The organism is Halobacteriovorax sp. HFRX-2_2 (assembly GCF_043196705.1).
In the GTDB taxonomy this organism is placed as follows: domain Bacteria; phylum Bdellovibrionota; class Bacteriovoracia; order Bacteriovoracales; family Bacteriovoracaceae; genus Halobacteriovorax_A.
The window spans coordinates 58,813-81,240 of record NZ_JBEBMT010000002.1 but is presented as its reverse complement, the minus strand read 5'-3'; the positions used below and the strand labels follow the sequence as shown (position 1 = coordinate 81,240).

Below are 22,428 nucleotides of genomic sequence, written 5' to 3'. Positions count from 1 at the left end.
ACTTACCTTGCTAAACTGAGAGAGCTATTGATCAAATCACTATAATTCCCATGACCCCACATAAGAATTTTTTGTTTTTTGACAACATTGTTAGAACTCTTTTTGTGACTACGCTGAAGCTCTTCAACAAAGCTATTTAACTGGTCAAGCATTGAGTTTAGAATTAACTCTTCCGTTTTGTTAACATATACTTTCTGTAGTTTTAGAGAGCGATTATTTTTTTGATTAAAGTAATTAGCGACCATCGAGTTTGATACTTCGTTAACTTCTTTTTTTATATTTTCAGGTGTATTTGCAATTAATAAACTCTTTGCATCCTTATTAATTGAATATGAACTATTTTGTCTCTGCAAAATACCTTTCTTATTTAAACGAATACAAAGACTTCCTACTAAAGATAAGTCCATTCCTGTTTCATCAGAAATTTGAAATATCGTCTTTTGAGATTTTCCACAAACTTCTAGTATTGCTCTTTCAACCATTAATAAACGTGACATCTCTTCTCCCTATAACCCTGCTAACTTTCTAATAAAAAACTTTTCTTCTAAATCACTCACGATTTCATTACAATCGTTTCGACTTAAGCTAAATGAATGTTTTTCCAAGAATTGTATTAGTAAGCTCAACTCTGAAGAGTTCATTTCTAATTTTTCTTTGATTTTAAAATACTCACTTGTTCTCATCTCAGCACCATTCATCAGTCTAAATAGACGTGTCGTTTGCATCTGAAATATCTCTCCCAGCTGTTTGTATGTGTGCTTTGGGAAACGTTTTCTAACTTCTTTAACTAATTGCTCTTGTTGAACCATAAGACCTCCTTAACAAGCCTGTTTTTAATAAAGAAGTTATTTTTTAACCACTTGTGTCGATCTTGGAGTTTTCTATTTTTCTATTGATGAAAAATATGTTTTCATTAATGGAATATGTTTAATTTCACTGTAATTTCTTCAAATATTCGCTTTAATAACCCGGCCGATGGAATTCATTCATGGGATGGAAGACGTGTCATTCTTGCCAATGCGCTAAATACTTACCGTCCTGCAGTTATCGGAACCCAAGAAGGATGGGAGCCTCAGTTAAGAGACTTTCAAGAACTCCTCGATGGCCTAGAGATTATTGATACAAATCGAGAATGGATTGAAGATCGAATGTATCCTTCTCTGTATTATCGTCCCGAAATATTTGAATTGATTAACTCTGGAGATATTTGGCTTTCTGAAACACCTTATATTGCAGCATCAAAATCATTTGGAAGTGCCTTTCCAAGACTATGTACATGGGCAGTTCTAAAAGCAAAAGAAAATGGTAAACACTACTTCTTTGTTAATGCACACTTAGATCATCTCGAATCAAGCACACGCCAGGAACAAATAAAAGTTCTTATTAACGAAATTGAAAAAGTCAGAGCAGATTATCCGTTAATTTTAACCGGTGACTTTAATGAGTCTCCATTTGAGAGTGTTAGAAAAGAGCTAAACGAAAGTAAGTTAAACCTTACTGACCCTTGGATTGATCTGGGACACGAAGAGTGCGAGAGTCACCATAGCTTTAAAGGCTTTCGTGAAGATGGTTCTCGCATCGACTGGATTCTTCACTCAAAAGATTCATTGAAATGTGAGCAGATACATCTACATAAGGAAAGTTCTGACGGGGTTTACCCATCAGATCATTTTCCAGTTTGCGCAACTTTATCTGCTAAATGAATATAAGTTTCAATTCCATTCTTTGTATTATTTAAAATATCTGATGTTGGTGCCCACTTACCTTTTTCACCAATAACGATAACTGTTGATCCACCAAATAAGAAGTAACCTTTTTCATCACCTCTTGAGAATGTCGTTAAATCGCTTGATTGAACAATGCGGCCAACCATTGTTGCCCCAACTTCAACATAAGCAATTTTACCAAACTCTTTAGTTTCCATTACTGTCACTTCGCGAATATTAGTACTGAAAATATCATTCTTCTTACGAAGTGCAAGTGGATTGACAGAGTGATAGCCTCCACCAATTTTATAATAGTCGATAACTTCACCATCAAGGGGATAGTGAAATCTGTGATAATCAACAGGACACAATCTTGCGAGTAAAAGTGGCCCATCTTCAAAAGTTCTTTCCCACTTTGTATTTTGTAGTAATTCAGTTGAATTTAAGAATTTACCTTTAACTGGAATCTTTACTTGGTTCGTAATTGACTCGTATCCAAAGTATCTAGCTTCAGCAAAAGCCGACATCGAATTAGCTTCATCAAGAAATGGCCTCTTTCCTTCTTTAAACCTACGAATAAAGAATTCATTAAAGCTTCCATAGGGGTCATCCTTAGAGCGCCCTTCAGTTGGTAAAAACTCATCCATATTGATCTGGTAATCTTTAACAAATTTTGGAACCTTATTCTTAGTAAAGTTCATATTTTGAATTTCGCCATACATACAAGAGACGATTGATGAAGTAATTGCACCAGAGATCAGCTTTCCAAGCGGATTTCCATACAAGAAATTGATTGCGGCATCCCCGTAAACTTTCTCCACTTCCATTTGATTTGTATAACGATTAAAATAATTAATATCCACGGGTGACCTCAGAATTCTTACAGAAATTTGACATTTCTGTGTTACAAAATTTTTATACTATGATTATATATGTATAATGAGATGAGCGTCAAAAAGAGATAATGAGGAATATTATGAAAAGCAGTTTAAGGCCATTCTTTTTAATTCTTATTCTATTAACATCCTTTAATTCAAAGGCTTTGTTTGATGAAAATAAGGCCGTCTTAGAAAGTGAACGAAATACGATTTCAGTATTTGATCGTTCAGTGAACTCAGTCGTAAATATTTCAACACTTGGTCGCATGAGAACCAGAAGAGGATTTTTCTTTTCAATGACAAATAAGCAAGTTGTCAAAGGAGAAGGATCTGGTTGGGTCTGGGATGACAAGGGCCATATCATTACAAATTATCACGTCGTTGAAGGTGGAGATAACTTTCTTATAAGATTCAACAATAATAAGAAAGAATACAAGGCCAAATTAGTTGGAACAGAGCCTGCAAAGGATATTGCCGTATTAAAATTAATTGAAGTCCCAAGAGATATTAAACCTCTTAATCGAGGAGATTCTGACAAAGTTAGAGTTGGTCAAAAGGCCATTGCTATTGGTTCACCATTTGGACTTGATGCGACGGTTACAACAGGAATCATTTCAGCAAAGAATCGTGGAATCCAAGGAATTGGAGGCGTTGAAATTCGTGGGATGCTCCAAACAGACTCTTCAATTAACCCAGGAAACTCTGGCGGGCCACTATTTGACTCTTCTGGGAATGTCATCGGCGTCAATACAATGATTTTTTCAAACTCAGGATCATCAGCAGGTGTCGGTTTCGCTATCCCTATCAATATTGTCAGTAAAGTAGTTCCACAAATTATTAAGTATGGAATGGTAAAAAGACCAGGCCTTGGAATTGCTATTGCAGAAAAAAGAGAGCTTTCATACTTTTATGGCATTGATGTTGAAAAAGGACTTCCTATTCAAAGTGTTCGCCCAGGTGGACCATCTGAAAAAGCAGGCCTAAAAGGTCTAATTCAAGATCCACGTACCAGAAGTATTATTCTTGGTGATGTTATTCTAAAGATCGATGGAAAAGAGATTAATGACTTTGATGATATTTTCAATACTCTATACGAATACAAAGTTGGAGATAAGGTCGAAGTTCTCTACCGTAGAGGTTCAGCTCTTAAAAAGGCCATCGTCAAACTAGAAGAAATAAAAAGAAATTAAGCTTACTGCTTTCTAAATAGTTGGAGTGCCAGCACTGGTGCTCCAACACATGCTGTAATTGCACCAATCGGTATAATACTATTCTCTAAAACAATTCTTGAAATAAAATCACAAAGCACTAAAAAGCCACCACCTAAGATAAACGTTGGCATTAAGCTTCTCTCATAATTAGCACTAACAAGTCTTCTTGTAATATGTGGAATAATTAAACCAACAAAACCAATTGGCCCACATTGCCAGACAACAACGGCAATAAGAATATTCGAGATAAGAATTAATGTTGCATTGACCTTACGGGTTGGTACTCCCCTCGTTTGAGCAAAGTCTTCCCCAATAGAAATGAGAGTTAAGCTTCTTTTGTGTATGATAAAGAAGATTAATCCTAGGATGTATATAGGAGCTGTATAATAGATGCCCTCAAATCCTACAATAGATAGGCTTCCCATCATCCAACGAATTAACCTAGCGATACTTTCATTACCAAGCATACTTTGTACAAAGACAATTGCACTAGATGAAAAGATTGAAAGGCAAACACCAAAGAGTAGGACTCTTTGAGATGAAAACTTATTAAGATAAAGAAATAATAAGATGAGTAGAAAAATTGATGAAAGAGCAACATAGGCTCCTAAAGAAAAAGAGTTAAACCCTAATTCAGCAATAGCAAGCCCAAGGGCCGCCACACTTGAGAACCCCAGCGTATATGGCGTAGCAAGAGGATTTCTAAAGATGACCTGAGTGGTGCTTCCGATGACAGAAAGTATTCCCCCCACGAGAAAGGCCAAGTAAACACGTGGAAGCCTTAAGTTTTCTAAAATATAAAGGCCCTGTACATCTAAATCAATTACTCCCTCACGACCTAAGAATGGTGTAAGTGCCACAGCAATAATAACGACTAGGTATAAGAGAATTGTCTTCTTCACAGAATATACCTCTTATTATCCATGACATGGTAATTAAACTTCTTATGAAAAACCTTATCAAACACCTTATTTTGAAATGCCTCATCCACAGTCGAATCAAAACTTAATTTTGAATTTTCAAATGCCACAAGTCGGCTACATATATTGATGATAAAGTTAAAGTCATGTGAAACAACGAAACAACTTTTCTTAAACTCTTGAAGAAAATGACTTAAGCTCTCGACATAAATTGGATCTAAGAAATTCGTTGGTTCATCTAATAATGTTAATTCACAATCATAATAGAAAGTGCAAATAAGATTTAATCTTTGCTTCTCGCCACCACTAAGAGTTGATACCCTTCTTGATAAAAGACCCTCAAAGTTAAAATGTGAAACTAACTTTTTAAGATATTCTAAGTCTTGTGCCTTACTACCACGAGCATAGGTCAAAACCTCCTGTGCGGCCATATCACTTTGAATAGAAGAACTATCACCACAATATGCAACATCACCTTCAACAAAGCACTTTCCTTGAAAATCCACAAGATTAGCAACTGCCTTAAGAAAGCTCGACTTTCCCGCACCATTTGGTCCAATGACACCACAGTGCCCGGATTCAAACGAGAATTCCTTAACAGATAACCTATTTTGAATTGATAAATTTTCACAATGAATCACTTCAAAATCTCCCTAAAGTCTTTCACTAGTGACAATGTTCTAGGACCTAGAACAACTGCATAATCTTTTTCATATAGATAGATTTTATCTTTAAATAAAGAATTCTTCCAATCTACTTCAGCTTTAACTTTTCGATCTGAAATACGAAGAATTAAATCAAATTTTGAAGTCAGTAAGCTTTCGAGACTTCTAAGCGGGTAACCGGATTCAGCTACGATATTTTCAGCACCTAACTTTGTTAATATCTCATGATAATAATTATCTGTCCCAATGGCCCTTACTTCATGCAACTTACCATCTTTGAATTTTTCATCGATGACCATCAAAACCCTTTTTCCTTTTGAAATAGGTTTTAGAAGGGCCTTTAACTTATTAGCAAAGTCTTGAATCTTTTGGTCTTTATTAAGTTTAAACTTCTTATTAAAAATCTTAAGCATTTCAACTGCATCACCCAGTCTCTTATAAGGAGTAGTGATGACATCAACACCAAGCTTTTCTAAGTTCTTTTTGACTCGTACTCCCTGAACCTCTGCTAAGAGCACAGAAGTGACTTTATCACTTACGACTTTCTCTAGATTGATTTCAAAGGAAGATCCATAGCGAGGAAGCTTCTTTGCCTCTTCTGGATAATTACAATAGTTAGAAACACCAACAAGTAAGCCACCAGCATCAAGGTAATACATCGATTCAGTAAAGCTTGGTAGTGTTGAAAGAACTCGATAATTTTTTGCGTGAGAATTAAAGAAAAGAATGGCGGAGAATATTAAGATGAATATTCTCACGCCAACCTCATTATTTCATTTTTGGATCAAGTGCATCTCTTACCCCGTCTCCAACAAGTACGAGTAAGAATAAACTTGAGAATAGTGCTGCTGATGGATAAACAGCTAGCCACCATGCAATTCTAAAGTTCTGGTGGGCCTGATTTAAAAGCTCTCCCCAAGAAGGTGTTGGAACTGCAAGACCAAACCCAAGGTAATCTAGAGAAGCAAGACCAGAGATCCCTGCCGCAATAGAGAAAGGTGCGAAAGTAATAATCGGACCAAGAGAGTTTGGAAGAATATGCTTAATGATAATACGAGAAGTTGATGCTCCCATACCACGTGCAGCTTCTACGAATTCTTGTTTTCTATTCTTTAAGAACTCACCACGAGCGTAATAACTAACACCCATCCATCCAAAGATAGAAGAGATGAAAATTAGAAGCGTTAAAGTCGGCTTAAAGATAGAAATCATCGTAAGTAGTAATAAGAATACTGGTACAGTACTAAAGATTTCAACAACACGCTGTCCGAAGAAATCCACTTTCCCACCAAAGTATCCCATGATACCACCAAAAAAGACTCCCATAATAGTAGACAGTAGCCATACTAGAAATGCGTAAGCAATCGAATACTTGTATCCATATAGAAGACGAGTAAATACATCACGCCCTCTATCATCTGTACCCATGATATTTTCATCACTAGGAGGTGCAGGATACTCATATACGTCTCTATTAGATTCAAATGGATCCCATTGAACTAGAGGCCAGACAACACTATCCATTTCTAGAGTTCGATAATTGGTAACGTAAACGTTAGTGATTCCAAACTCTTTAGGATGGTAGTCCTTGAATACTGGAAAGTAAGACTTTCCTTGGTAAGTCATATAAACCGGCTTGCTATTAGCAATTATTGGTGCCGATAAAGTTAAAAGTACAGAAACGAAAAGTAGAACTACTGCAACAACAGCAGATTTTCTCTTTTTAAAGCGTCTCCATCTTTTAAGTGTAAGTTCGTTTTCAATAAATCTTTCAATCATGAGAAATCAATCCTTGGATCAACAACAGTGTAAAGAATATCACTGATTAAGTTACCTAAGAACATTAGGACAGTTTGAATAAAGAACAGTCCCATAATTACGTTATAATCTCTTTCTAGTAGTGATTGGTAACCAAGTAGACCAATACCATCTAGGTTAAAGATCCTTTCAATAAGAAGAGATCCAGCAAAGAATAGAGATAAGAAATGTCCAAATCCAGTTACAATTGGAATCAAGGCATTTCTAAGAGCGTGCTTATAGTAAACCATCTTATCTGATAAACCTTTCGCTCTTGCAGTACGAACATAATCTTGAGAGATAACATCTAGCATAGAGTTTCTCATAAGAAGAGTTAGAACTGTAAACTGCCCTACCATATATGCAATAAGCGGAAGGACAAAGTGCCAAACTCTATCTGTGATCTTTCCAAATAAACCAAGGTCATCGTAATAATCTGAAACGAGGTCACCAATCGGAAACCAATCCACAAATGTCCCACCAGCAAAGTAAACAAGAAGTAAGATACCTAGCATAAATGGTGGAATTGAATAAAGTGCAGATAGAATAAACGATGATGCTGCATCAAATTTAGTTCCTGCCTTAACGGCCTTAATGACCCCGAGAGGGATACATATCAGATAGGACATTATAAAGGACACTAAACCAAATTGAATTGATACAGGTAGCTTACTCATAACAACATCAATTACTGGCTCTTCATATGTAAATGACTCTCCAAAATCAAGTGTTGCAAGATTCTTTAGCCAAATCACATAACGAATGTGAAGTGGTTTATCAAAACCATATTGTTTCTTAAGTGCCTCAACAACTTCTTGAGATACTGCCCCATTGTTAGAGCTTGTATCAGTTGTTGTTTGACCAACTCCACCAAATCTCATTTGTTGAAGCTTTTGTTCAATTGGAGAACCTGGTGCCAGGTTAACCATAACAAACATAAGGATACTGACCCCGAGCAACGTCGGGACCATAATCATTAATCTTCTTAGGATATAATTAAACAAGTCGTCTCTCCTACTTACTTAGCTGGTTTAATCGACCACTTACTTCCGTATCCAACGCCGTAAGTATAAGTATCTTTCTCTTTTTGCATACGCTTAGTATGTCCGTAGAAAGTGTAACGGTCATTAAATAGGAAAATATATGGGTAGTCTTCAGCAATTAGCTTGTATACTTTTTTAAGCATTGTCTTTCTTGCTTCTTTATCAAGAGTAAGTTGCGCTTGATCAATTAGCTTATCAACTTCTTTATTTGAATAAGAAATAAAGTTAGATCCATTATTAGCAGCTGAATCTGAGTGCCAGATTTGCTTTGGATCCCAATCTAGTGATCCACCAGACCATGCAAGAGTAACAGCATCAAAGTTTCTTTCATCAAGAGCTTTAATGAATGAGTTCCACTCGATATACTTAACTTCAATCGCAACACCAGCTTTCTTTGCATCTTGCTGATACATCGTTAGGTATTTAGAGAAAGTTTTTGAAGGGTTTAAGATTGTGAAAGCAAGTTTCGTCTTCTTTCCATCAATCATTTTATCAAGAACAGCATCACCATCAGAATCTTTCCAACCATCGTTCTTTAGGATCTTAATTGCTTCTGTAACATTAAAAGGAATCGCTTTAACGTCTTTATTTGCATATTCAGATTGAACGTATAGTGGACCAGTTGCTAGAACAGAATATCCAAAACGGAATTTCTTATTCATTTCTTCACGGTTCATTAGGTAGTTCATTGCTTTACGAACTTCTTTTGATTTAAAGATTGGGCTCTTAAAGTTCCAACCAACAAATCCGTAACCTTTTACTGACTTATTTTCTGTTTTAACTTTTAAAACATCTTTACCCCATCTTGGGCCATTTGTTTTTTGCTCATACTCTTCAGGTGAAAGAGAATTGAAGTCTAAGTCACCTTTTTCAAGTCTTTGGATAGCAACAGAAGACTCATTGATAAATCTCATGAAGATCTCACCATATGAGTATTCGTTTTTATGAAGATCAGTTTTATATCCCCACCAATCTTTATTTTGAACTAAAGAGATACCTTTACCTCTTCTAAGCTCTTTAAAGATATAAGGACCTGTACCAATAAGAGTCTTATTAAGTTCTTTTTCTTGCTCTTTTGTTGGGTTTTCATAGATGTGCTTTGGAACGATTGCAAGGTATCCACCACTAGCAATTGACATTAGGTTCCCAAAGTATTTTTTGCTGGCCTTAAAACGAATTGTTCTTGGACCTTCAACAACTGCTTCTTTAAAGTTTGCGAAGTAAGACTTCATGTGAGCAGTCTTGTACTTATTCTCTGGATGAGTTACCGCATCAAAAGAAAACTTTACATCTTCTACAGTGAAAGGCTTTCCATCATGCCACTTAACACCTTCTCTAATTTTGAAAACAAAATCATAACCATCGTTCTCAATTGACCATGATTCAGCAAGACCTGGTTGCCACTCATTTGTTTCAATGTCTTTAGTTAAAAGACCTTCAAGTACATAACTATGAACATTTGATGAGTATGCATCAGTTGATGATAACGGGTTCAGAGTTGTTGGAGTACCACTTAGATTGTAGTAAAAAGTGTTGTTTGATTTTTTAGCTCCACCGCTTTTATTACACCCTACTACAGACAATAGAAGTGTACTTAAAAGAAGTAAAAAGATTCCTTTTTTCATAAACTTATCCTTTTTATATTTAGCGAGTCACAATATAAAATTTTACACCAAATGGCTAGAATGCACATTAGGACGTACGCGTTCGTCTGTCTAGATGCTAAAATTATTTACAAAAGAGATAATTATTTTGTGATGTAATTCCTTGGATCTAAAGACCATCGGTCTTCTTTGAGATTTTTAGACTCGATGCGATACTGCTGTAATTTATAATCAACTTCATTTAAACGAGTTTGAATGCCTTCGGTGTTACGAACGAGCTGTTGATGGTCATCTTCGAGTCGACGCAGCTCATCACGCCACTCCTTCTCAAGTTTCTGACGCAACAAATCGTATCGTGCATTGATAGTTTCGACTCTTTGCGTATAGGTCGTAATATCTTGTTTATTGCGGCTAATTTTTGACTCAAGGGCCAATTTTTTCTTAGCAAGAATTTCTATTAACTCATTACCCATTGCAACATTATTAACGAGATCCTGTGAATAAAAGTTATAGTATCTTCCAGTTGAAAAAGCTGACTTACGATTGCACTCATCATATCTTGAAATGCGTAGTAGTAAATAATGACTCGTACGGCCCATAACAATGGCCTTACATTTTGAGGATTCTTGATGAAGTCCCCATAGGTCGACTTCATCTAATTTATTAATGTATTTGATATTATCAAAATCAACCTTAAAGCGAACAAGTCTCGCACTCCCTTCAATATGTGAAACCCTGCCGGAAAAATAACCTAGGTCTTTATTGAATTCGAGAATATTTGCATAACAAACAATTCCACTCAAGAATGTAGCAACTAAGATGAAGTACTTCACTCTTTCCATTGTGCCATATTAAATTATTTTAGATAGTTGCGGGAAAGAGATGCCTTTTATTCGGGCTTTTGAGCGATGATTGATTGAGTTAGCTCGGCATTGTGACGTGGCTCTTCATATTTAAGGATTTTGAAATCACTGAACATACTTAATAGTTCTGCTGGTTTTAAGAAATAAGAATCTACGCTCTGCTCTTTGAATTTCTTCTTGTGATCTGTCGTGTAGCCTTCATAAATAATAACTCCACCAGGTCTAAGCCACTTCTTCAATTTTTCAGAAACTTCTCTATCAACATAATAGAAGCAAATAATTGCATCGAGTGAGTTATTTGCAATTTTTAAATCATCAACTGATTTGTGAATTGTCTTAATACGAACACCTGCTTGTCTCGCAAGTCTTAGGGATTTATCGATAGCAACTGAGCTAATATCGACGCCTGTTACTTTATAACCTTTTGAAGCAAGGAAGACAGCGTTTCTCCCCTCACCCATTCCTATATCTAAAACAGTCGCACCTCTAGGGATCTGCTGATAGTTTTTTGCTAGAAAGTGAGCTGGGGACTTTCCATAGATATAGTCATGTTGGGCAAATTTCTTATCCCACATATTTGAGGCTTTTTCTTGGACCCTTTGACCAGTCAGTAATTCATAGCGAGAACCAGAAATACTCTGGCGTGCGAAAGCATCCTGAAATAGACAAGATAATATAATGATGAATTTAAGCACTAGCGCTTTCTTCATGAGTCTCAAGCTCCGCATTTAGATAAAGATTTAATTGTTCATACTTGTTTTTCACCATTTTTACCATAGCATGGACTTTATCTTCAATAGTTGCGGGCATATCTTCTGTATGCGCAAGGTACCAATGGAGATCATCCACGGTATTATAGAAATCTTCAAGATTAACAATCAGCTCTTCAGATAGAAGCATAAGCTGTGCAACTGTTATGGTTTTAAAATTTGATCTAAAAATTGCATTGAAATGTTCACGGGTGCGCTTCATCGATAAGATTTGCAGATACTCTCTTTCGCGGTGAATGATTTTATCAGCAAGTCTGGCAGCATCTTGCCTTAGAATAATAAGTAAACGACTTACTTCCTTTGAAACTCTCATTCTCTCTCAATCCCTTTTAATACTCAGGTAATTTTGCTCTTTTCCCACCTGGCCAGCGAGAAGAGTTTGTCACAAGTTTGCTGAACATCTCTTGTCCTGCACGATCGGCCATACGAAACATACTGACAGGAAGTCTTTCTTGAAAGACCTTCTTAGTTTTTAGGATGGCATCGTCGTGAGTAATAGCAAATGAGCTATATTCAAATAAAGTGATACTTCCCTGCCTAAGCATGAAGTTCATATATCTTTTTAATAACTTTTGATAATTGATCAGTGCTCGAATATCACGAACGCAACAAATTACAAATTGATGTTCCTTCATTCTTATGGACTTAAAATCATCAAGCTTCATTGGTACAAGCTTCATTCCAAATTCTGAAAACACGCGAGACATATAGAGAAACTCTTCTCCTAGTGCTCGTTCAAATTGTAAATAGATGACATAGTTTGATTTTCTCACAATGATCCCATCGGTTCATTGCAAGTGTTAGTTAAAGGTGAAAGAGATGGAGGAAAATAATTCCCTAGAATGTAGAAAGGCCGAGAGTACTCCTTTCTTAAAACCACACACGTTACTCTCGGCCTCTATAAGCTTTGGGTCAAATCATAGGGAGAGAGGGATGTCTCCAAAGCTTATCTATAAACTTCCATGTTTTCTTCGTGTCCTTCCGTGGACACTCTAAATAAACAACAAATTTTTAAAAGGGGCCTAGAGGTGGTTTTGATTAAGCTTCTTGCTTTTTACAATTCTGTTGCCCTTTCCTCTAGGCCCATTTTTTCCTGAAAGCGACCTTACATTCATAAGTGTAACTCTCAGTTTCCATAGCAACGTCCTATTGCTAAATCCCAAAATCGTCCTAATCCTGGGGAGGCCCCCTGGCCTCTGGATACTTATATATAAGCAGGTAGCGTGCCAAAACTGGCAAATAATAGATTCAATAACTTACAAAAACTTTACAATTGAAGTGTGCAAAATGCCCCACAGGCCGCACTATAGAAAGATCAGTGGTCCTACAAAAACAGCCACTTAGCATAGGACCAAAAAGGAACTAGTACCTGAGTACTTTCCTTTGTGGCCCCATAGCAAATTTATTGTCAGGAAAATTTAAAGAGATGTACCGATTCGACTTGGTCTAAAGTGGAATGGTTTATCTGACCAAGGGTACACCATCGACATCCAAACCATGAATGCCTTACCGCGAATATTCTTCATTGGGACAAATCCCCAAACACGAGAATCACTTGAATAATCTCTGTTATCACCCATAACGAAAACGTGTCCATCAGGAACAGTTACCTTTTCTTGATTTAGGTGTCTAAAGAATGTTGGGTTCTCACCTACAGTGAACTTCTTCTCACCAATTGTTTGATGATAAAATTTCATATCTTCAGGGTTAAGTGAAGGCTCTTTATCATATAGACTTCTTAGCTCTTTATCTTCTTCAGCTTCGACTGCTGTCTTCTCAACCTTTTTACCATTAATGAACAGTTCATTTTCATAAACTTCAATTGTATCCCCAGGTAGACCAATTGTTCTTTTAACAAAAAGAATTGAAGGATTTATTGGATATTCGAAAACAACAATATCACCACGCTCAGGAAGAGATTGTCCACCGATGTAGATCGGATTAAAAAATTCAGTAAATGGAACCTTAAATCCATAAGACATCTTATTTACAACAATCGAGTCACCAATCGCATTTGTTGGAAGTAGTGATCCTGTTGGAATGTGGTAGTGGTCAATAAAAGTCGATCTAAAACCAAAAACGATTAAAATAATTTTAATCCATGATAGTGCTTCGTCTTTAAACCATTGACCTGAAAGAAAAGCAGGTTTCTGCTCCTCAACTTCTTGCGTTTTATTAAACATATTTCCTCACTTTATTAACTTAAAAAATTATAACGAGTTGTCTCTAAAAAGTATAAGGCTAATTGCGTTAGACACTTTGGTTGCACATCCTTCATAAAACTGCATAAAATAATATTATTCATATAACTGTAGGGAGGAATTATGAAATCAACTTTAGTATCGATTGTATTTTTAGTTTTTACTATTTTCAATGTAAGTGCATCAAGTGAACAGGAGGCATACTTCCCGTCACATTGCTCAAATTTTGGAGACAAAGTAAGCTACTCATTCACAAGTTGTATCAACTCAAATTTTAGGCGAGCCGAATTTGAACTTCCGAACCTATTTCTCCAATACTGCAATAATTTTGGAGATGACCTGAGCTTCTCATTTGAAAGTTGTGTAAATAATAATTTCAGAAGGATTGAAAGTGAGCTTGGAATGTTTCTAAGTCACTGTATGAATATTGGAAGAGGTGTAAGCTACTCTTTCATAAGCTGTGTAAATCGCAACTTTAGTGACATTAGCTATGAATTGAGAAAACAAGAACAGTAGAAATTACTCATATCACAAGCGGCCTAAAGGGCCGCTTCTATATTTAGAACCGACTTCATTTTATCTTCTAGGACATTTGCAGAAAAAGGTTTTAATAAATAATTATTTGCACCCAATTCGATTGTTCTTTTAATGATAGAAACAGAGTTCTCTGAACTAACCATGACAACAGGTAGATCTACCAATCTCTCATCCGCTCTTAATTGAAATAAAAAGTCTAGGCCATCGGAATTTGGCATATGAACATCACAGAATACAATTTGATAAGGAGAGCCGTTTTCATGTGCCTCAACAACTTTGCTCAAAGCTGAAGCACCATCAACTGCTTCATGAATATTCTCAACACCGATATCATTTAAAATGGTTCTTACTGAGTTTCTAATATAATCGAGATCATCAACAACAAGTGCTTTGATACTTGAATACTCCATGAACTTTCCCCTTAAAGTGAACTCTTTCGTAATAAATATTATATCGGAATTCGATTAAAATACTTTATTTACTTAAGATAAGCGGTGTAAGGGATTGAAAATTATAAGAGTAAGACGGAGAGGGTTTGGAAATTGGCGCCTTGAAGAGTTGGCTTTTTCCATAAGAGAGTCTGTTGCTAACTTTCACTTCGGTCATGTGAGAAAGTCTGCTGCTAACTTTAGCTCCGCTAAAGTGTCGCTTCTTTTTTGCGGTGGCTTTCCCATTGGCCTAGAGACAACAAAGCCGGGCTTGAACCCGGCTTGTTGAAATAGTTTAATTTCTTTTGCAATGAGGCCTAGCGCCGCGAACAATAGACTGGCCTTAGCCAGTCAATTTCGCGGTCGCTTCCCAGGCATACTGCCTGGCTGATTAGACTTTTGAGCTTTGCTCAAAAGGCTACATCATGCCAGGCATTCCGCCCATTCCGCCACCCATTGGAGGCATCGCTGGACCGTCTTCCTTAGGAATATCAGCAATCATTGTTTCAGTTGTCAGCATAAGACCTGCAACTGAAGCAGCATTTTGAAGAGCTGAACGAGTAACTTTAACAGGGTCAATGATACCTGCAGCGATTAGATCTTCGTATCTTTCGTCACGAGCGTTAAATCCGTATTTTGCATCTTCGTTCTTCTTCACTTCGTTAACAACAACAGAACCTTCAAGGCCTGCATTAGTTGCAATTTGTCTTAGTGGAGCTTCTACAGCTCTTTGAACGATTTTAATTCCGTGCATTTCTTCTTCTCTATTTGCTTTTAGATCAGCTAGAACTTGAGCTGCTTTTACAAGAGCAGATCCACCACCAACAACAATACCTTCTTCAACAGCGGCTCTTGTTGCGTTTAGTGCATCTTCAACACGATCTTTCTTTTCTTTCATTTCTGTTTCAGTTGGAGCACCAACGTTAACAACAGCTACACCACCAGAAAGCTTAGCAAGTCTTTCTTGTAATTTTTCTCTATCGTAGTCTGAAGTTGTTTCCGCAATTTGTGCTTTGATTTGAGATACACGTGCTTCAACAGCTGTTTCATCACCTGCACCATCAACGATCGTTGTATTTTCTTTATCAATAGAGATTTTCTTAGCAGAACCTAGGTGCTCAAGAGCAGCAGTCTCAAGGCTCATTCCAAGCTCTTCAGAAATCACAGTACCACCAGTAAGTGCTGCGATATCTTTTAGCATTTCTTTTCTTCTATCACCAAAACCTGGAGCCTTAACAGCAGCAACGTTTAATGTTCCTCTTAGCTTGTTAACAACAAGAGTAGTGATCGCCTCACCTTCTACATCTTCAGCGATGATTAGAAGTGGTCTTGAAGTTTGAACAGCTTTTTCAAGGATTGGAAGAAGCTCTTTCATATTAGAAACTTTCTTATCAGTAATTAGGATATTTGCATTATCAAATGAAACTTCCATTTTTTCTGAATTAGTTACAAAGTATGGAGAAAGGTAACCACGGTCAAATTGCATCCCTTCAACAACATCTAGAGTTGTTTCTGCAGTCTTTGACTCTTCAATAGTGATAACACCATCTTTTCCAACTTTATCCATTGCTTCAGCAAGTAGAGTTCCGATCTCTTTATCATTATTAGCTGAAATTGTTCCAACTTGCTCGATCTCTTCATTAGTCTTGATTTCTTTAGCTACAGTTCTTAGTTCAGAAACGATCTTTTCTACAGCTGTATCAATCCCTCTTTTAAGATCCATTGGGTTGTGACCTGCAGTTACAAGCTTAGCACCTTCAGTATAAATTGCTTGAGCAAGAACTGTTGCAGTTGTCGTACCGTCACCTGCATCTTCGTTTGTTTTTTGAGCAACTTCTTTAACCATTTGAGCGCCCATATTTTGGAAGTTATTTTCTAGTTCAATTTCTTTTGCAACAGAAACACCATCTTTAGTGATGTGTGGAGCACCAAATGATTTTTGGATAACTACGTTTCTACCTTTAGGCCCTAGAGTAACTCTAACAGCATTCGCTAGTTGATTTACACCTTCTAAGATTAGTCCTCTTGCTTCTTCTGAGTACTTTAATTCTTTTGCCATTTTTATCTCCTATCTATTAATCAATTTGATTAAACTAAAATTCCTAAAATATCTGATTCTTTCATAATAATGTATTCAACACCATCAAGCTTAACTTCGCTTCCGGCGTACTTACCAAAAAGAACCTTGTCACCTTCTTTCACTGCCAGTTCAGCAACTGATCCATTATCTAGACGATATCCTGGCCCAACTGCAATAACTTCACCTTCACTTGGCTTTTCAGAGTTGTTATCTGGAATATAAATTCCACCAGCTGTCTTTGTTTCATTTTCAATTCTTTTGATTAGAACTCTATCTTGTAATGGTTTAACTTGCATAAATCCTCCAGTTAAATACATTTTTTATTTAATTACTAATTATTTATACACAAGGTGGTAGTGAACGGATACATGTCAAGGTCTGCCAAAGCGAAAAAATCATATTTTTTCACATTTATCTTAGCGCAAAGCAAAATTATCCTTCACGGAAGCTTAAAACTGTGAGATATTCCAAAAAAATTAGCCAGTTAACTTATCTTTATAAGGAGTCGCTCCGATAATTAGCATATGAAACTAAAGTTTAATGAAAAACTTTTAGGTAAATTCCTGCAAAATGAAGCCGCAGAGGAAAGAACATTTTTTGTCCTTACGCTAATTACAGGTGTTACATCAGCTCTTATCGCCGTCGGTCTACAAAAAGGTGTTCACTGGATTCAACAAATCCTTCAAACAGATACAACATTTACATGGCAATCAGTCCTTCTTGGAGGAGCTGCTCTCTTTATATCTGGTTGGCTAACAACTCGTAAATTTCCTTTCTCTGAAGGATCAGGTATCCCAAAAGTTCGCGCGGCCCTTGTTGTTGATCACGGAAGAATTAGTTTAAAAGATACTTTTGCTAAAGCTGTGACAACGCTGCTTGCACTTGGCTCAGGTGTCTCTCTTGGAAGAGAAGGGCCAACCGTTACCATTGCCTCAGGTGTCGCCTCTTGGCTTGGTTATTCATTTCATATTTCAAAGAAGCGAGTAAAGGCCCTTGTTGCAGTTGGAGCAGCGGGCGGAATTGCGGCTGCATTTGCAACTCCTATTTCAGCAGTTGTTTTTACATTAGAAGAAGTCGTTGGTGATCTTAATGCCAAAGTTCTTGGTTCGATTGTAATCTCATCAGTAGTGGCATCAATTACAGGGCAAATGCTTACAGGACAGCATCACATGTTTGAGCAACTTTATTATAAGATGCACGATCATCGTGAACTTCTTTTCTATTTACTCATAGGAATAAGTTGCGCTTTCATTGGACCACTTTGGATGAAGTCTGTTTTGGCCTTTAGAGAATTCAATCGAAAACATATGAAGAGTCACAAGCTAACTTATATGATGATTGTTTTTCTAATCATTGCATTGATGACTCAAGTTCACTCAAGTGTTATTGGAAGTGGACACGGAACTTTAGAAGACACATTACTTTCACTTATTCTCGACCCGAAAGTTTTATTCCTAATGTTCTGTTTAAAATTCCTAGCAACATCTCTATGTTACTCGGCCGGAATTTCTGGTGGTCTTTTCATGCCAACACTTTTAATGGGAGCAACACTAGGAAGTTTAATTGGTTCCCTTGCAAGTGTTTTCTTTCCAGAAATTACGACGAATACGGGTGCGTATGCACTTGTTGGAATGGGAGCATTCTTTGTAACAGTTATTCGTGCTCCATTTACTTCTATCCTAATCGTGTTTGAGTTAACGAGAGACTACAATATTATTCTGCCACTGATGATTGCAAATATCATCGCCTATATGCTCTCTTCTAAACCAACAGAGAATGAATCAATCTACGAACAAATTTCTGCACAAGATGGAATTCACTTACCAACACGTGATGATTTAGAAGTGCTTGATCAACTTCATGTTGAAGATGCAATGATAAAAGATATCGTTACATACGGTGCTACTTTAACAGTTAGTGAAACATTAAAAGACATTCAAAAATACAATCCAGATCTTCAAGGTTTTCCTGTTTTAAAAAATGGAAGATTACTTGGAATGATGTCAACGTCAGAACTTAGAGTTCAACTTGCAAAAGGAAATGGCGACATAAGGATTGAACAATTCTGCGAGAAAAAAATTATAAAAATCTATCCAGATCAAAGTTTATATATTGCTCTTCACAGATTAAAAAGATTCCAAATCTCCCGCCTACCGGTCGTCTCGAGACTTGACGAAAAAAGAATCATTGGTATTCTCACACCAAAAGATATCGTAAAACAATTCGGTTATCAGATAACAGAATCAAAAGAAAACGAAGCCAACAGTTAACCTTTTCTTAAAAGCCGGTTAATTAAGTACAAATTCAGGCCTTCCCCCCTTGACCCCTCTCGACTTTCAAAAATTCGGTTGCTACAAATTTATTCATCAATATTTTTTGTCTAACAACCTAACTAAAAAGGAGAGGGTAATGAAAAAATTACTACTAGCTTCGGCTCTTTTAATGGGAGCTTTCTCGACGCAAGCGGCTCGAGTACAATTTAATTTTGATGTATATTCATCAGGCTCATCAATTTATCCGTGTAATGCCGGTATTAAGCACAAAGAGCCAAGAGGACAAGTTTGTTATAACCCAAATACCTATGAGTCATGTACGCCGAAACGCGGTGGTGGCTATGGTGTAGCAGAGCCTCTAGTCGGAGATGGAGATGGGCTAGACAATCTTTTTGCAGGACTTGATGCTCAGCCAGAGTCTTACAACGGTTCGTGTGACCCTCAAACAGGTGAAGGCTGTGACTGTGTCTGTACAGGTGAACAAAATGGGGATCATGAAGCAACAATTGATTTCATGAAAGCAAAAATCACAAAATGGAAGGATCACGGTGATCCACAAGGTTACTCATGGTACAAGAAAGCTGTTGCAAACAATCACACTGGTAACTATGCAACACTTCTACCACACGTTAAGCAATTCGATCATAGAATCAAAGAACTTACGGTTAACCTATCTTCAGAAAGATATGGTGCAGAGTACTTCGTTGACATCTGTTACAGAGCAACTCAGATCGACTTTGGTCACAAGAAGCCAAAATACAAGTTTGAAAGAAAAGTAACTGTTACAGACCTTAAGAGTCCATATGACTACACTGGTGACAAGTTCCCACGTTATGGTGATGTATGGGCAAACCAAACTTACCAAGAACTTGCTAACCTAAAAGTTAAATCAGAAATCTTCTGTGTTGATAAAGGTTACGGTGGTCACTACTCTCTAGGTTTTGCTAAGAAAGATCTTTCTGTAAATGATATTGCAGACTTTACTGATATCTTCAACAAAAGCGACCTAAAAGGTTGTATGGTTAGATATACTTTCAAAGAAAAAACTCGTGGTAGAGATCCAATTGATACAGTAAGAAGATGGAAGCTTCACGGTGCAAACATCTGTACTGATACAGCTATCACATCTACACACTTATCTTACTAATCTAAGAATTAATTAAAAGTACACTGGGCAAGGCTAACCCCTTGCCCTCTTTTTCAAAAAATCTATGGGGTGGGGAAATGAAAATACTTATCATAACAATTATTCATACATTATTTTCAATGGCCTTTGCTTGTAAAGTCAACTCCCTTAATAAAGAGTTAAATATCACCTTCTCTCCATTTCAAAGTTCAAAGTTTATTTACAATGAAAAGGGGAGCGAACTTAAGGATGGTATTAAGTTTGATATAACTGACTGTGCAACAACGGTAGCAAACGATGAATATCTTATGATAAGCTTAGGTGTTGAAAATAATATGTTCGATGATAGTGTTCAAACTTTCAGTATTAATGACATGAACACGATAAATAGTAAAAACACAAAGTATTGTCGAATTGAAGACAAATACAATGACAACCTATCTGTTAGCGTTGATTTCTTACACAAACGTTTACTAAACAGACGAGAATTAATAAGCAAATGTACTGAGCTTAGAATAACAGATCATTCAAAAAAAGGTTTAAACATCTCTCTCAAGCAGAATGGATGTATAGTAAATAAAATCAATAACCAAACGGCAATTTTTGAAGGCTATTTTTGTTTTGCAAAGCCTCATGATGACTCGAAATTCGTGTTAGATTTCTCAGTAAAAGACGAGTGTCTAAAAGAAGAATTTTACCGAGAACGAAAAATCGAACTACAAGATGTTCTTGCAACTTTAGACTTCTATACTTCTGGAGATGATAGTGGTAGTTCACCAAAACTAAGATTCGTAGAAGACTACAAGCTAAGATTTACTGCGACTGCTGAAGGAATCATTAAGAGTGAGAAAACGGTACTCGAAAATGATCCGAAGTGGCCAATTGAGTGGCATGTTAACAATATAGAAATGGGTAAAATTAAGGTAAGTGGACATGGGAATGAATCAATAAAGCTAGATTCAAGTGTTTTCATAAACAACACATGTCAAAAAACATGCGTTAATGGCCTATGCTCATCACCATGTAGTTATACTCAACCAGTTGTTGGTGAGTACCTATTAAGCGAAGTAAAAAAAGATGGTGAAAGAGAGTTTATTAGCCTTTGGTATGATGGTGGAATTACACCAAGTAATTGGTCCGGCTTACTTAATGGAGCAGGACATCTACTACCAAAGTCAACTTTCAAAGATGATGCAGTATATGAGTTAGAAATCAATCTAGAAGATCAAGAGTTTTACTACCTCATGTTTAAAAATAGTATAACGAGTAGACTAAAATTAAATAATAAAACGATTCCTCAAATTGATAGAGAAGCTGGAGCACTTAGATCACTAAACGAATTCAATAGTATCGAACTTCTTCAATCACTTCCAGAATTTCCTGTATTCGACTATTTAAGATTTACAGGTAATACGCATATAGCTGTGAAGAATAGTGTTAATTCAATCAGTCGAGTATTTAAAGACTTCTTATGGCCACCATATATACAGAGATACTGCCATAATGAAAAATGTATAAAAACTAAAGATCACCAACTTACATTAAAGGTACAATTCAAAGTATCGAAGAATGAAAATAAATTTAAAGTGGAGTATTTGACATACAACAAATTATCAAACGTACAAGGGAACAAATTAATCGAAGCTTATGAACCACCATTTTCGACATGTATGAAACCAGGTACAGATCCTAATGACGACGATGATGACTGGGATGATAACGGTGATATTGGTGACATAGACTTTTAACAGCATGGAATTGAGGAGAACAAGGATGAAAAGATTACTATTAGTATTATTAATTATGACAGCTTCTGTGTATGCAAATGATGTCGACAACATGTTTGGAGGCGGAGAGGATCAATTTGAGTTTGAAAAATTTTCAAATGAAGAAATCCTACTAAGAATTGAAGAAGACATTAAAGTTTCTTGCCGTAAGGGAGAATGTACCCTCTTCTCTACGGAGAATAAATTTGCCGGTTTTGAAGTTGGATTTAATATTGGCGAAGGAATGAATCAACAAGCTGGAAGTGGTGTAAATATCTACACTGGAGGATACGGTGGAGAGATCAGCGGAGAATACTGGGGAGTTAACGTTAGATACTACAACGGTAAGTGTACTCAACGTATTAAAGTACCTAAATCTGTTTACATTGCTATTAATCGTTATATGTATGGTCTACTTGACACAGATGGTAATACACGCCGTGGTTTCACTCCTGCTGACGAAGCAATGATCCTTTTCTATACGACGATCATAGGAAGAGCAAGTGGCTGTACAGCAAATAATGGAAGCTAAAAAAATTAAGCTTTTCTTTAATTGTTAA

General features: G+C 36.5%; 24 protein-coding genes. 7 read left to right on the top strand and 17 right to left on the bottom strand.

The genetic code is table 11. The features are described from left to right. Window positions 1-2: 2 nt before the first annotated feature. Window positions 3-497 (bottom strand): hypothetical protein, encoded by a 495-nt coding sequence (locus tag ABMA79_RS05555; RefSeq protein ID WP_393057142.1) that lies wholly within the window; start codon window positions 495-497, stop codon window positions 3-5. A gap of 9 nt (window positions 498-506) precedes the next feature. Beyond that, window positions 507-809 (bottom strand): hypothetical protein, encoded by a 303-nt coding sequence (locus ABMA79_RS05550; protein ID WP_393057140.1) that lies wholly within the window; start codon window positions 807-809, stop codon window positions 507-509. A 114-nt stretch (window positions 810-923) separates the two neighbouring features. Between ABMA79_RS05550 and ABMA79_RS05545 the strand changes: the two genes are divergently transcribed. Beyond that, complete coding sequence (locus ABMA79_RS05545) at window positions 924-1,703, top strand: endonuclease/exonuclease/phosphatase family protein (RefSeq protein WP_392858165.1); 780 nt, start codon at window positions 924-926, stop codon at window positions 1,701-1,703. Here the strand turns inward: ABMA79_RS05545 and ABMA79_RS05540 are convergent. After that, window positions 1,667-2,533, bottom strand: a complete 867-nt coding sequence (locus ABMA79_RS05540; RefSeq protein WP_393090946.1) for a phosphatidylserine decarboxylase — start codon at window positions 2,531-2,533, stop codon at window positions 1,667-1,669. The genes ABMA79_RS05545 and ABMA79_RS05540 overlap by 37 nt on opposite strands. 149 nt (window positions 2,534-2,682) lie before the next feature. Between ABMA79_RS05540 and ABMA79_RS05535 the strand changes: the two genes are divergently transcribed. Further along, a complete protein-coding gene (locus tag ABMA79_RS05535) occupies window positions 2,683-3,774 on the top strand; it encodes a S1C family serine protease (RefSeq protein WP_393057136.1) in 1,092 nt (363 codons plus the stop codon). Window positions 3,775-3,776: 2 nt separating this feature from the next. Here the strand turns inward: ABMA79_RS05535 and ABMA79_RS05530 are convergent, their stop codons facing one another. From ABMA79_RS05530 to lepB, 11 genes are all read right to left on the bottom strand, one after another. Continuing rightward, on the bottom strand, window positions 3,777-4,697 hold the full coding sequence (locus ABMA79_RS05530) for a FecCD family ABC transporter permease (RefSeq protein ID WP_393090944.1): 921 nt from the start codon (window positions 4,695-4,697) through the stop codon (window positions 3,777-3,779). Beyond that, the gene (locus ABMA79_RS05525) at window positions 4,694-5,356 is read right to left on the bottom strand and encodes an ATP-binding cassette domain-containing protein (protein ID WP_393057134.1); all 663 of its coding nucleotides are present in this window, start codon (window positions 5,354-5,356) and stop codon (window positions 4,694-4,696) included. The genes ABMA79_RS05530 and ABMA79_RS05525 overlap by 4 nt, the downstream gene beginning before the upstream one ends. Then, a complete protein-coding gene (locus ABMA79_RS05520; RefSeq protein WP_393090942.1) occupies window positions 5,353-6,138 on the bottom strand; it encodes an ABC transporter substrate-binding protein in 786 nt (261 codons plus the stop codon). The genes ABMA79_RS05525 and ABMA79_RS05520 overlap by 4 nt, the downstream gene beginning before the upstream one ends. A gap of 10 nt (window positions 6,139-6,148) precedes the next feature. Then, entirely contained in the window at window positions 6,149-7,159 is a 1,011-nt protein-coding gene (locus tag ABMA79_RS05515) for an ABC transporter permease subunit (RefSeq protein ID WP_393090939.1), read from the bottom strand. Continuing rightward, entirely contained in the window at window positions 7,156-8,181 is a 1,026-nt protein-coding gene (locus tag ABMA79_RS05510; RefSeq protein ID WP_393090936.1) for an ABC transporter permease subunit, read from the bottom strand. Before ABMA79_RS05510 ends, ABMA79_RS05515 begins: the two co-directional genes overlap by 4 nt. 14 nt (window positions 8,182-8,195) lie before the next feature. Next, window positions 8,196-9,845 carry an ABC transporter substrate-binding protein gene (locus ABMA79_RS05505; RefSeq protein ID WP_392858146.1) on the bottom strand — a complete coding sequence of 550 codons (1,650 nt, stop codon included), beginning with the start codon at window positions 9,843-9,845 and terminating at the stop codon, window positions 8,196-8,198. Window positions 9,846-9,967: 122 nt separating this feature from the next. Beyond that, window positions 9,968-10,666, bottom strand: a complete 699-nt coding sequence (locus ABMA79_RS05500; RefSeq protein ID WP_393090934.1) for a hypothetical protein — start codon at window positions 10,664-10,666, stop codon at window positions 9,968-9,970. Window positions 10,667-10,713: 47 nt separating this feature from the next. Further along, window positions 10,714-11,397 (bottom strand): class I SAM-dependent methyltransferase, encoded by a 684-nt coding sequence (locus ABMA79_RS05495; protein WP_392858141.1) that lies wholly within the window; start codon window positions 11,395-11,397, stop codon window positions 10,714-10,716. Next, window positions 11,375-11,770: a hypothetical protein gene (locus ABMA79_RS05490; RefSeq protein ID WP_392858138.1), complete on the bottom strand. Its 396-nt coding sequence runs from the start codon at window positions 11,768-11,770 to the stop codon at window positions 11,375-11,377. The genes ABMA79_RS05495 and ABMA79_RS05490 overlap by 23 nt, the downstream gene beginning before the upstream one ends. Window positions 11,771-11,786: 16 nt before the next feature. Continuing rightward, on the bottom strand, window positions 11,787-12,230 hold the full coding sequence (locus ABMA79_RS05485; RefSeq protein WP_392858136.1) for a hypothetical protein: 444 nt from the start codon (window positions 12,228-12,230) through the stop codon (window positions 11,787-11,789). A gap of 645 nt (window positions 12,231-12,875) precedes the next feature. Continuing rightward, window positions 12,876-13,640, bottom strand: a complete 765-nt coding sequence (gene lepB, locus ABMA79_RS05480) for a signal peptidase I (protein WP_393057132.1) — start codon at window positions 13,638-13,640, stop codon at window positions 12,876-12,878. Between the two features lie 141 nt (window positions 13,641-13,781). On the opposite strand from lepB, the gene ABMA79_RS05475 reads away from it, so the two are divergent. Further along, the gene (locus ABMA79_RS05475; RefSeq protein ID WP_393090931.1) at window positions 13,782-14,174 is read left to right on the top strand and encodes a hypothetical protein; all 393 of its coding nucleotides are present in this window, start codon (window positions 13,782-13,784) and stop codon (window positions 14,172-14,174) included. A 23-nt stretch (window positions 14,175-14,197) separates the two neighbouring features. On the opposite strand, the gene ABMA79_RS05470 is transcribed toward ABMA79_RS05475, so the two are convergent. From ABMA79_RS05470 to groES, 3 genes are all read right to left on the bottom strand, one after another. Continuing rightward, entirely contained in the window at window positions 14,198-14,605 is a 408-nt protein-coding gene (locus ABMA79_RS05470; RefSeq protein ID WP_393090929.1) for a response regulator, read from the bottom strand. Window positions 14,606-15,041: 436 nt separating this feature from the next. Next, entirely contained in the window at window positions 15,042-16,682 is a 1,641-nt protein-coding gene (gene groL, locus ABMA79_RS05465) for a chaperonin GroEL (protein WP_392858127.1), read from the bottom strand. A 29-nt stretch (window positions 16,683-16,711) separates the two neighbouring features. After that, window positions 16,712-16,999 carry a co-chaperone GroES gene (gene groES, locus ABMA79_RS05460; protein WP_392858125.1) on the bottom strand — a complete coding sequence of 96 codons (288 nt, stop codon included), beginning with the start codon at window positions 16,997-16,999 and terminating at the stop codon, window positions 16,712-16,714. A gap of 228 nt (window positions 17,000-17,227) precedes the next feature. On the opposite strand from groES, the gene ABMA79_RS05455 reads away from it, so the two are divergent. From ABMA79_RS05455 to ABMA79_RS05440, 4 genes are all read left to right on the top strand, one after another. Beyond that, a complete protein-coding gene (locus ABMA79_RS05455) occupies window positions 17,228-18,973 on the top strand; it encodes a chloride channel protein (protein ID WP_393090926.1) in 1,746 nt (581 codons plus the stop codon). A 139-nt stretch (window positions 18,974-19,112) separates the two neighbouring features. Next, the gene (locus ABMA79_RS05450) at window positions 19,113-20,123 is read left to right on the top strand and encodes a hypothetical protein (RefSeq protein ID WP_392910654.1); all 1,011 of its coding nucleotides are present in this window, start codon (window positions 19,113-19,115) and stop codon (window positions 20,121-20,123) included. A gap of 77 nt (window positions 20,124-20,200) precedes the next feature. Next, window positions 20,201-21,850 carry a hypothetical protein gene (locus ABMA79_RS05445; protein ID WP_393090923.1) on the top strand — a complete coding sequence of 550 codons (1,650 nt, stop codon included), beginning with the start codon at window positions 20,201-20,203 and terminating at the stop codon, window positions 21,848-21,850. A 25-nt stretch (window positions 21,851-21,875) separates the two neighbouring features. Continuing rightward, window positions 21,876-22,400: a hypothetical protein gene (locus ABMA79_RS05440; RefSeq protein WP_393060560.1), complete on the top strand. Its 525-nt coding sequence runs from the start codon at window positions 21,876-21,878 to the stop codon at window positions 22,398-22,400. Window positions 22,401-22,428: the final 28 nt, after the last annotated feature.

Excerpts from the sequence above, each read along its gene's own strand:
- ABMA79_RS05555 (WP_393057142.1), bottom strand. The coding sequence starts at position 497 with ATGTCACGTTTATTAATGGTTGAAAGAGCAATACTAGAAGTTTGTGGA.
- ABMA79_RS05550 (WP_393057140.1), bottom strand. The coding sequence starts at position 809 with ATGGTTCAACAAGAGCAATTAGTTAAAGAAGTTAGAAAACGTTTCCCA.
- ABMA79_RS05545 (WP_392858165.1), top strand. The coding sequence starts at position 924 with ATGTTTAATTTCACTGTAATTTCTTCAAATATTCGCTTTAATAACCCG.
- ABMA79_RS05540 (WP_393090946.1), bottom strand. The coding sequence starts at position 2,533 with ATGGAAGTGGAGAAAGTTTACGGGGATGCCGCAATCAATTTCTTGTAT.
- ABMA79_RS05535 (WP_393057136.1), top strand. The coding sequence starts at position 2,683 with ATGAAAAGCAGTTTAAGGCCATTCTTTTTAATTCTTATTCTATTAACA.
- ABMA79_RS05515 (WP_393090939.1), bottom strand. The coding sequence starts at position 7,159 with ATGATTGAAAGATTTATTGAAAACGAACTTACACTTAAAAGATGGAGA.
- ABMA79_RS05505 (WP_392858146.1), bottom strand. The coding sequence starts at position 9,845 with ATGAAAAAAGGAATCTTTTTACTTCTTTTAAGTACACTTCTATTGTCT.
- ABMA79_RS05500 (WP_393090934.1), bottom strand. The coding sequence starts at position 10,666 with ATGGAAAGAGTGAAGTACTTCATCTTAGTTGCTACATTCTTGAGTGGA.
- ABMA79_RS05495 (WP_392858141.1), bottom strand. The coding sequence starts at position 11,397 with ATGAAGAAAGCGCTAGTGCTTAAATTCATCATTATATTATCTTGTCTA.
- ABMA79_RS05490 (WP_392858138.1), bottom strand. The coding sequence starts at position 11,770 with ATGAGAGTTTCAAAGGAAGTAAGTCGTTTACTTATTATTCTAAGGCAA.
- lepB (WP_393057132.1), bottom strand. The coding sequence starts at position 13,640 with ATGTTTAATAAAACGCAAGAAGTTGAGGAGCAGAAACCTGCTTTTCTT.
- ABMA79_RS05475 (WP_393090931.1), top strand. The coding sequence starts at position 13,782 with ATGAAATCAACTTTAGTATCGATTGTATTTTTAGTTTTTACTATTTTC.
- ABMA79_RS05470 (WP_393090929.1), bottom strand. The coding sequence starts at position 14,605 with ATGGAGTATTCAAGTATCAAAGCACTTGTTGTTGATGATCTCGATTAT.
- groL (WP_392858127.1), bottom strand. The coding sequence starts at position 16,682 with ATGGCAAAAGAATTAAAGTACTCAGAAGAAGCAAGAGGACTAATCTTA.
- groES (WP_392858125.1), bottom strand. The coding sequence starts at position 16,999 with ATGCAAGTTAAACCATTACAAGATAGAGTTCTAATCAAAAGAATTGAA.
- ABMA79_RS05455 (WP_393090926.1), top strand. The coding sequence starts at position 17,228 with ATGAAACTAAAGTTTAATGAAAAACTTTTAGGTAAATTCCTGCAAAAT.
- ABMA79_RS05450 (WP_392910654.1), top strand. The coding sequence starts at position 19,113 with ATGAAAAAATTACTACTAGCTTCGGCTCTTTTAATGGGAGCTTTCTCG.
- ABMA79_RS05445 (WP_393090923.1), top strand. The coding sequence starts at position 20,201 with ATGAAAATACTTATCATAACAATTATTCATACATTATTTTCAATGGCC.
- ABMA79_RS05440 (WP_393060560.1), top strand. The coding sequence starts at position 21,876 with ATGAAAAGATTACTATTAGTATTATTAATTATGACAGCTTCTGTGTAT.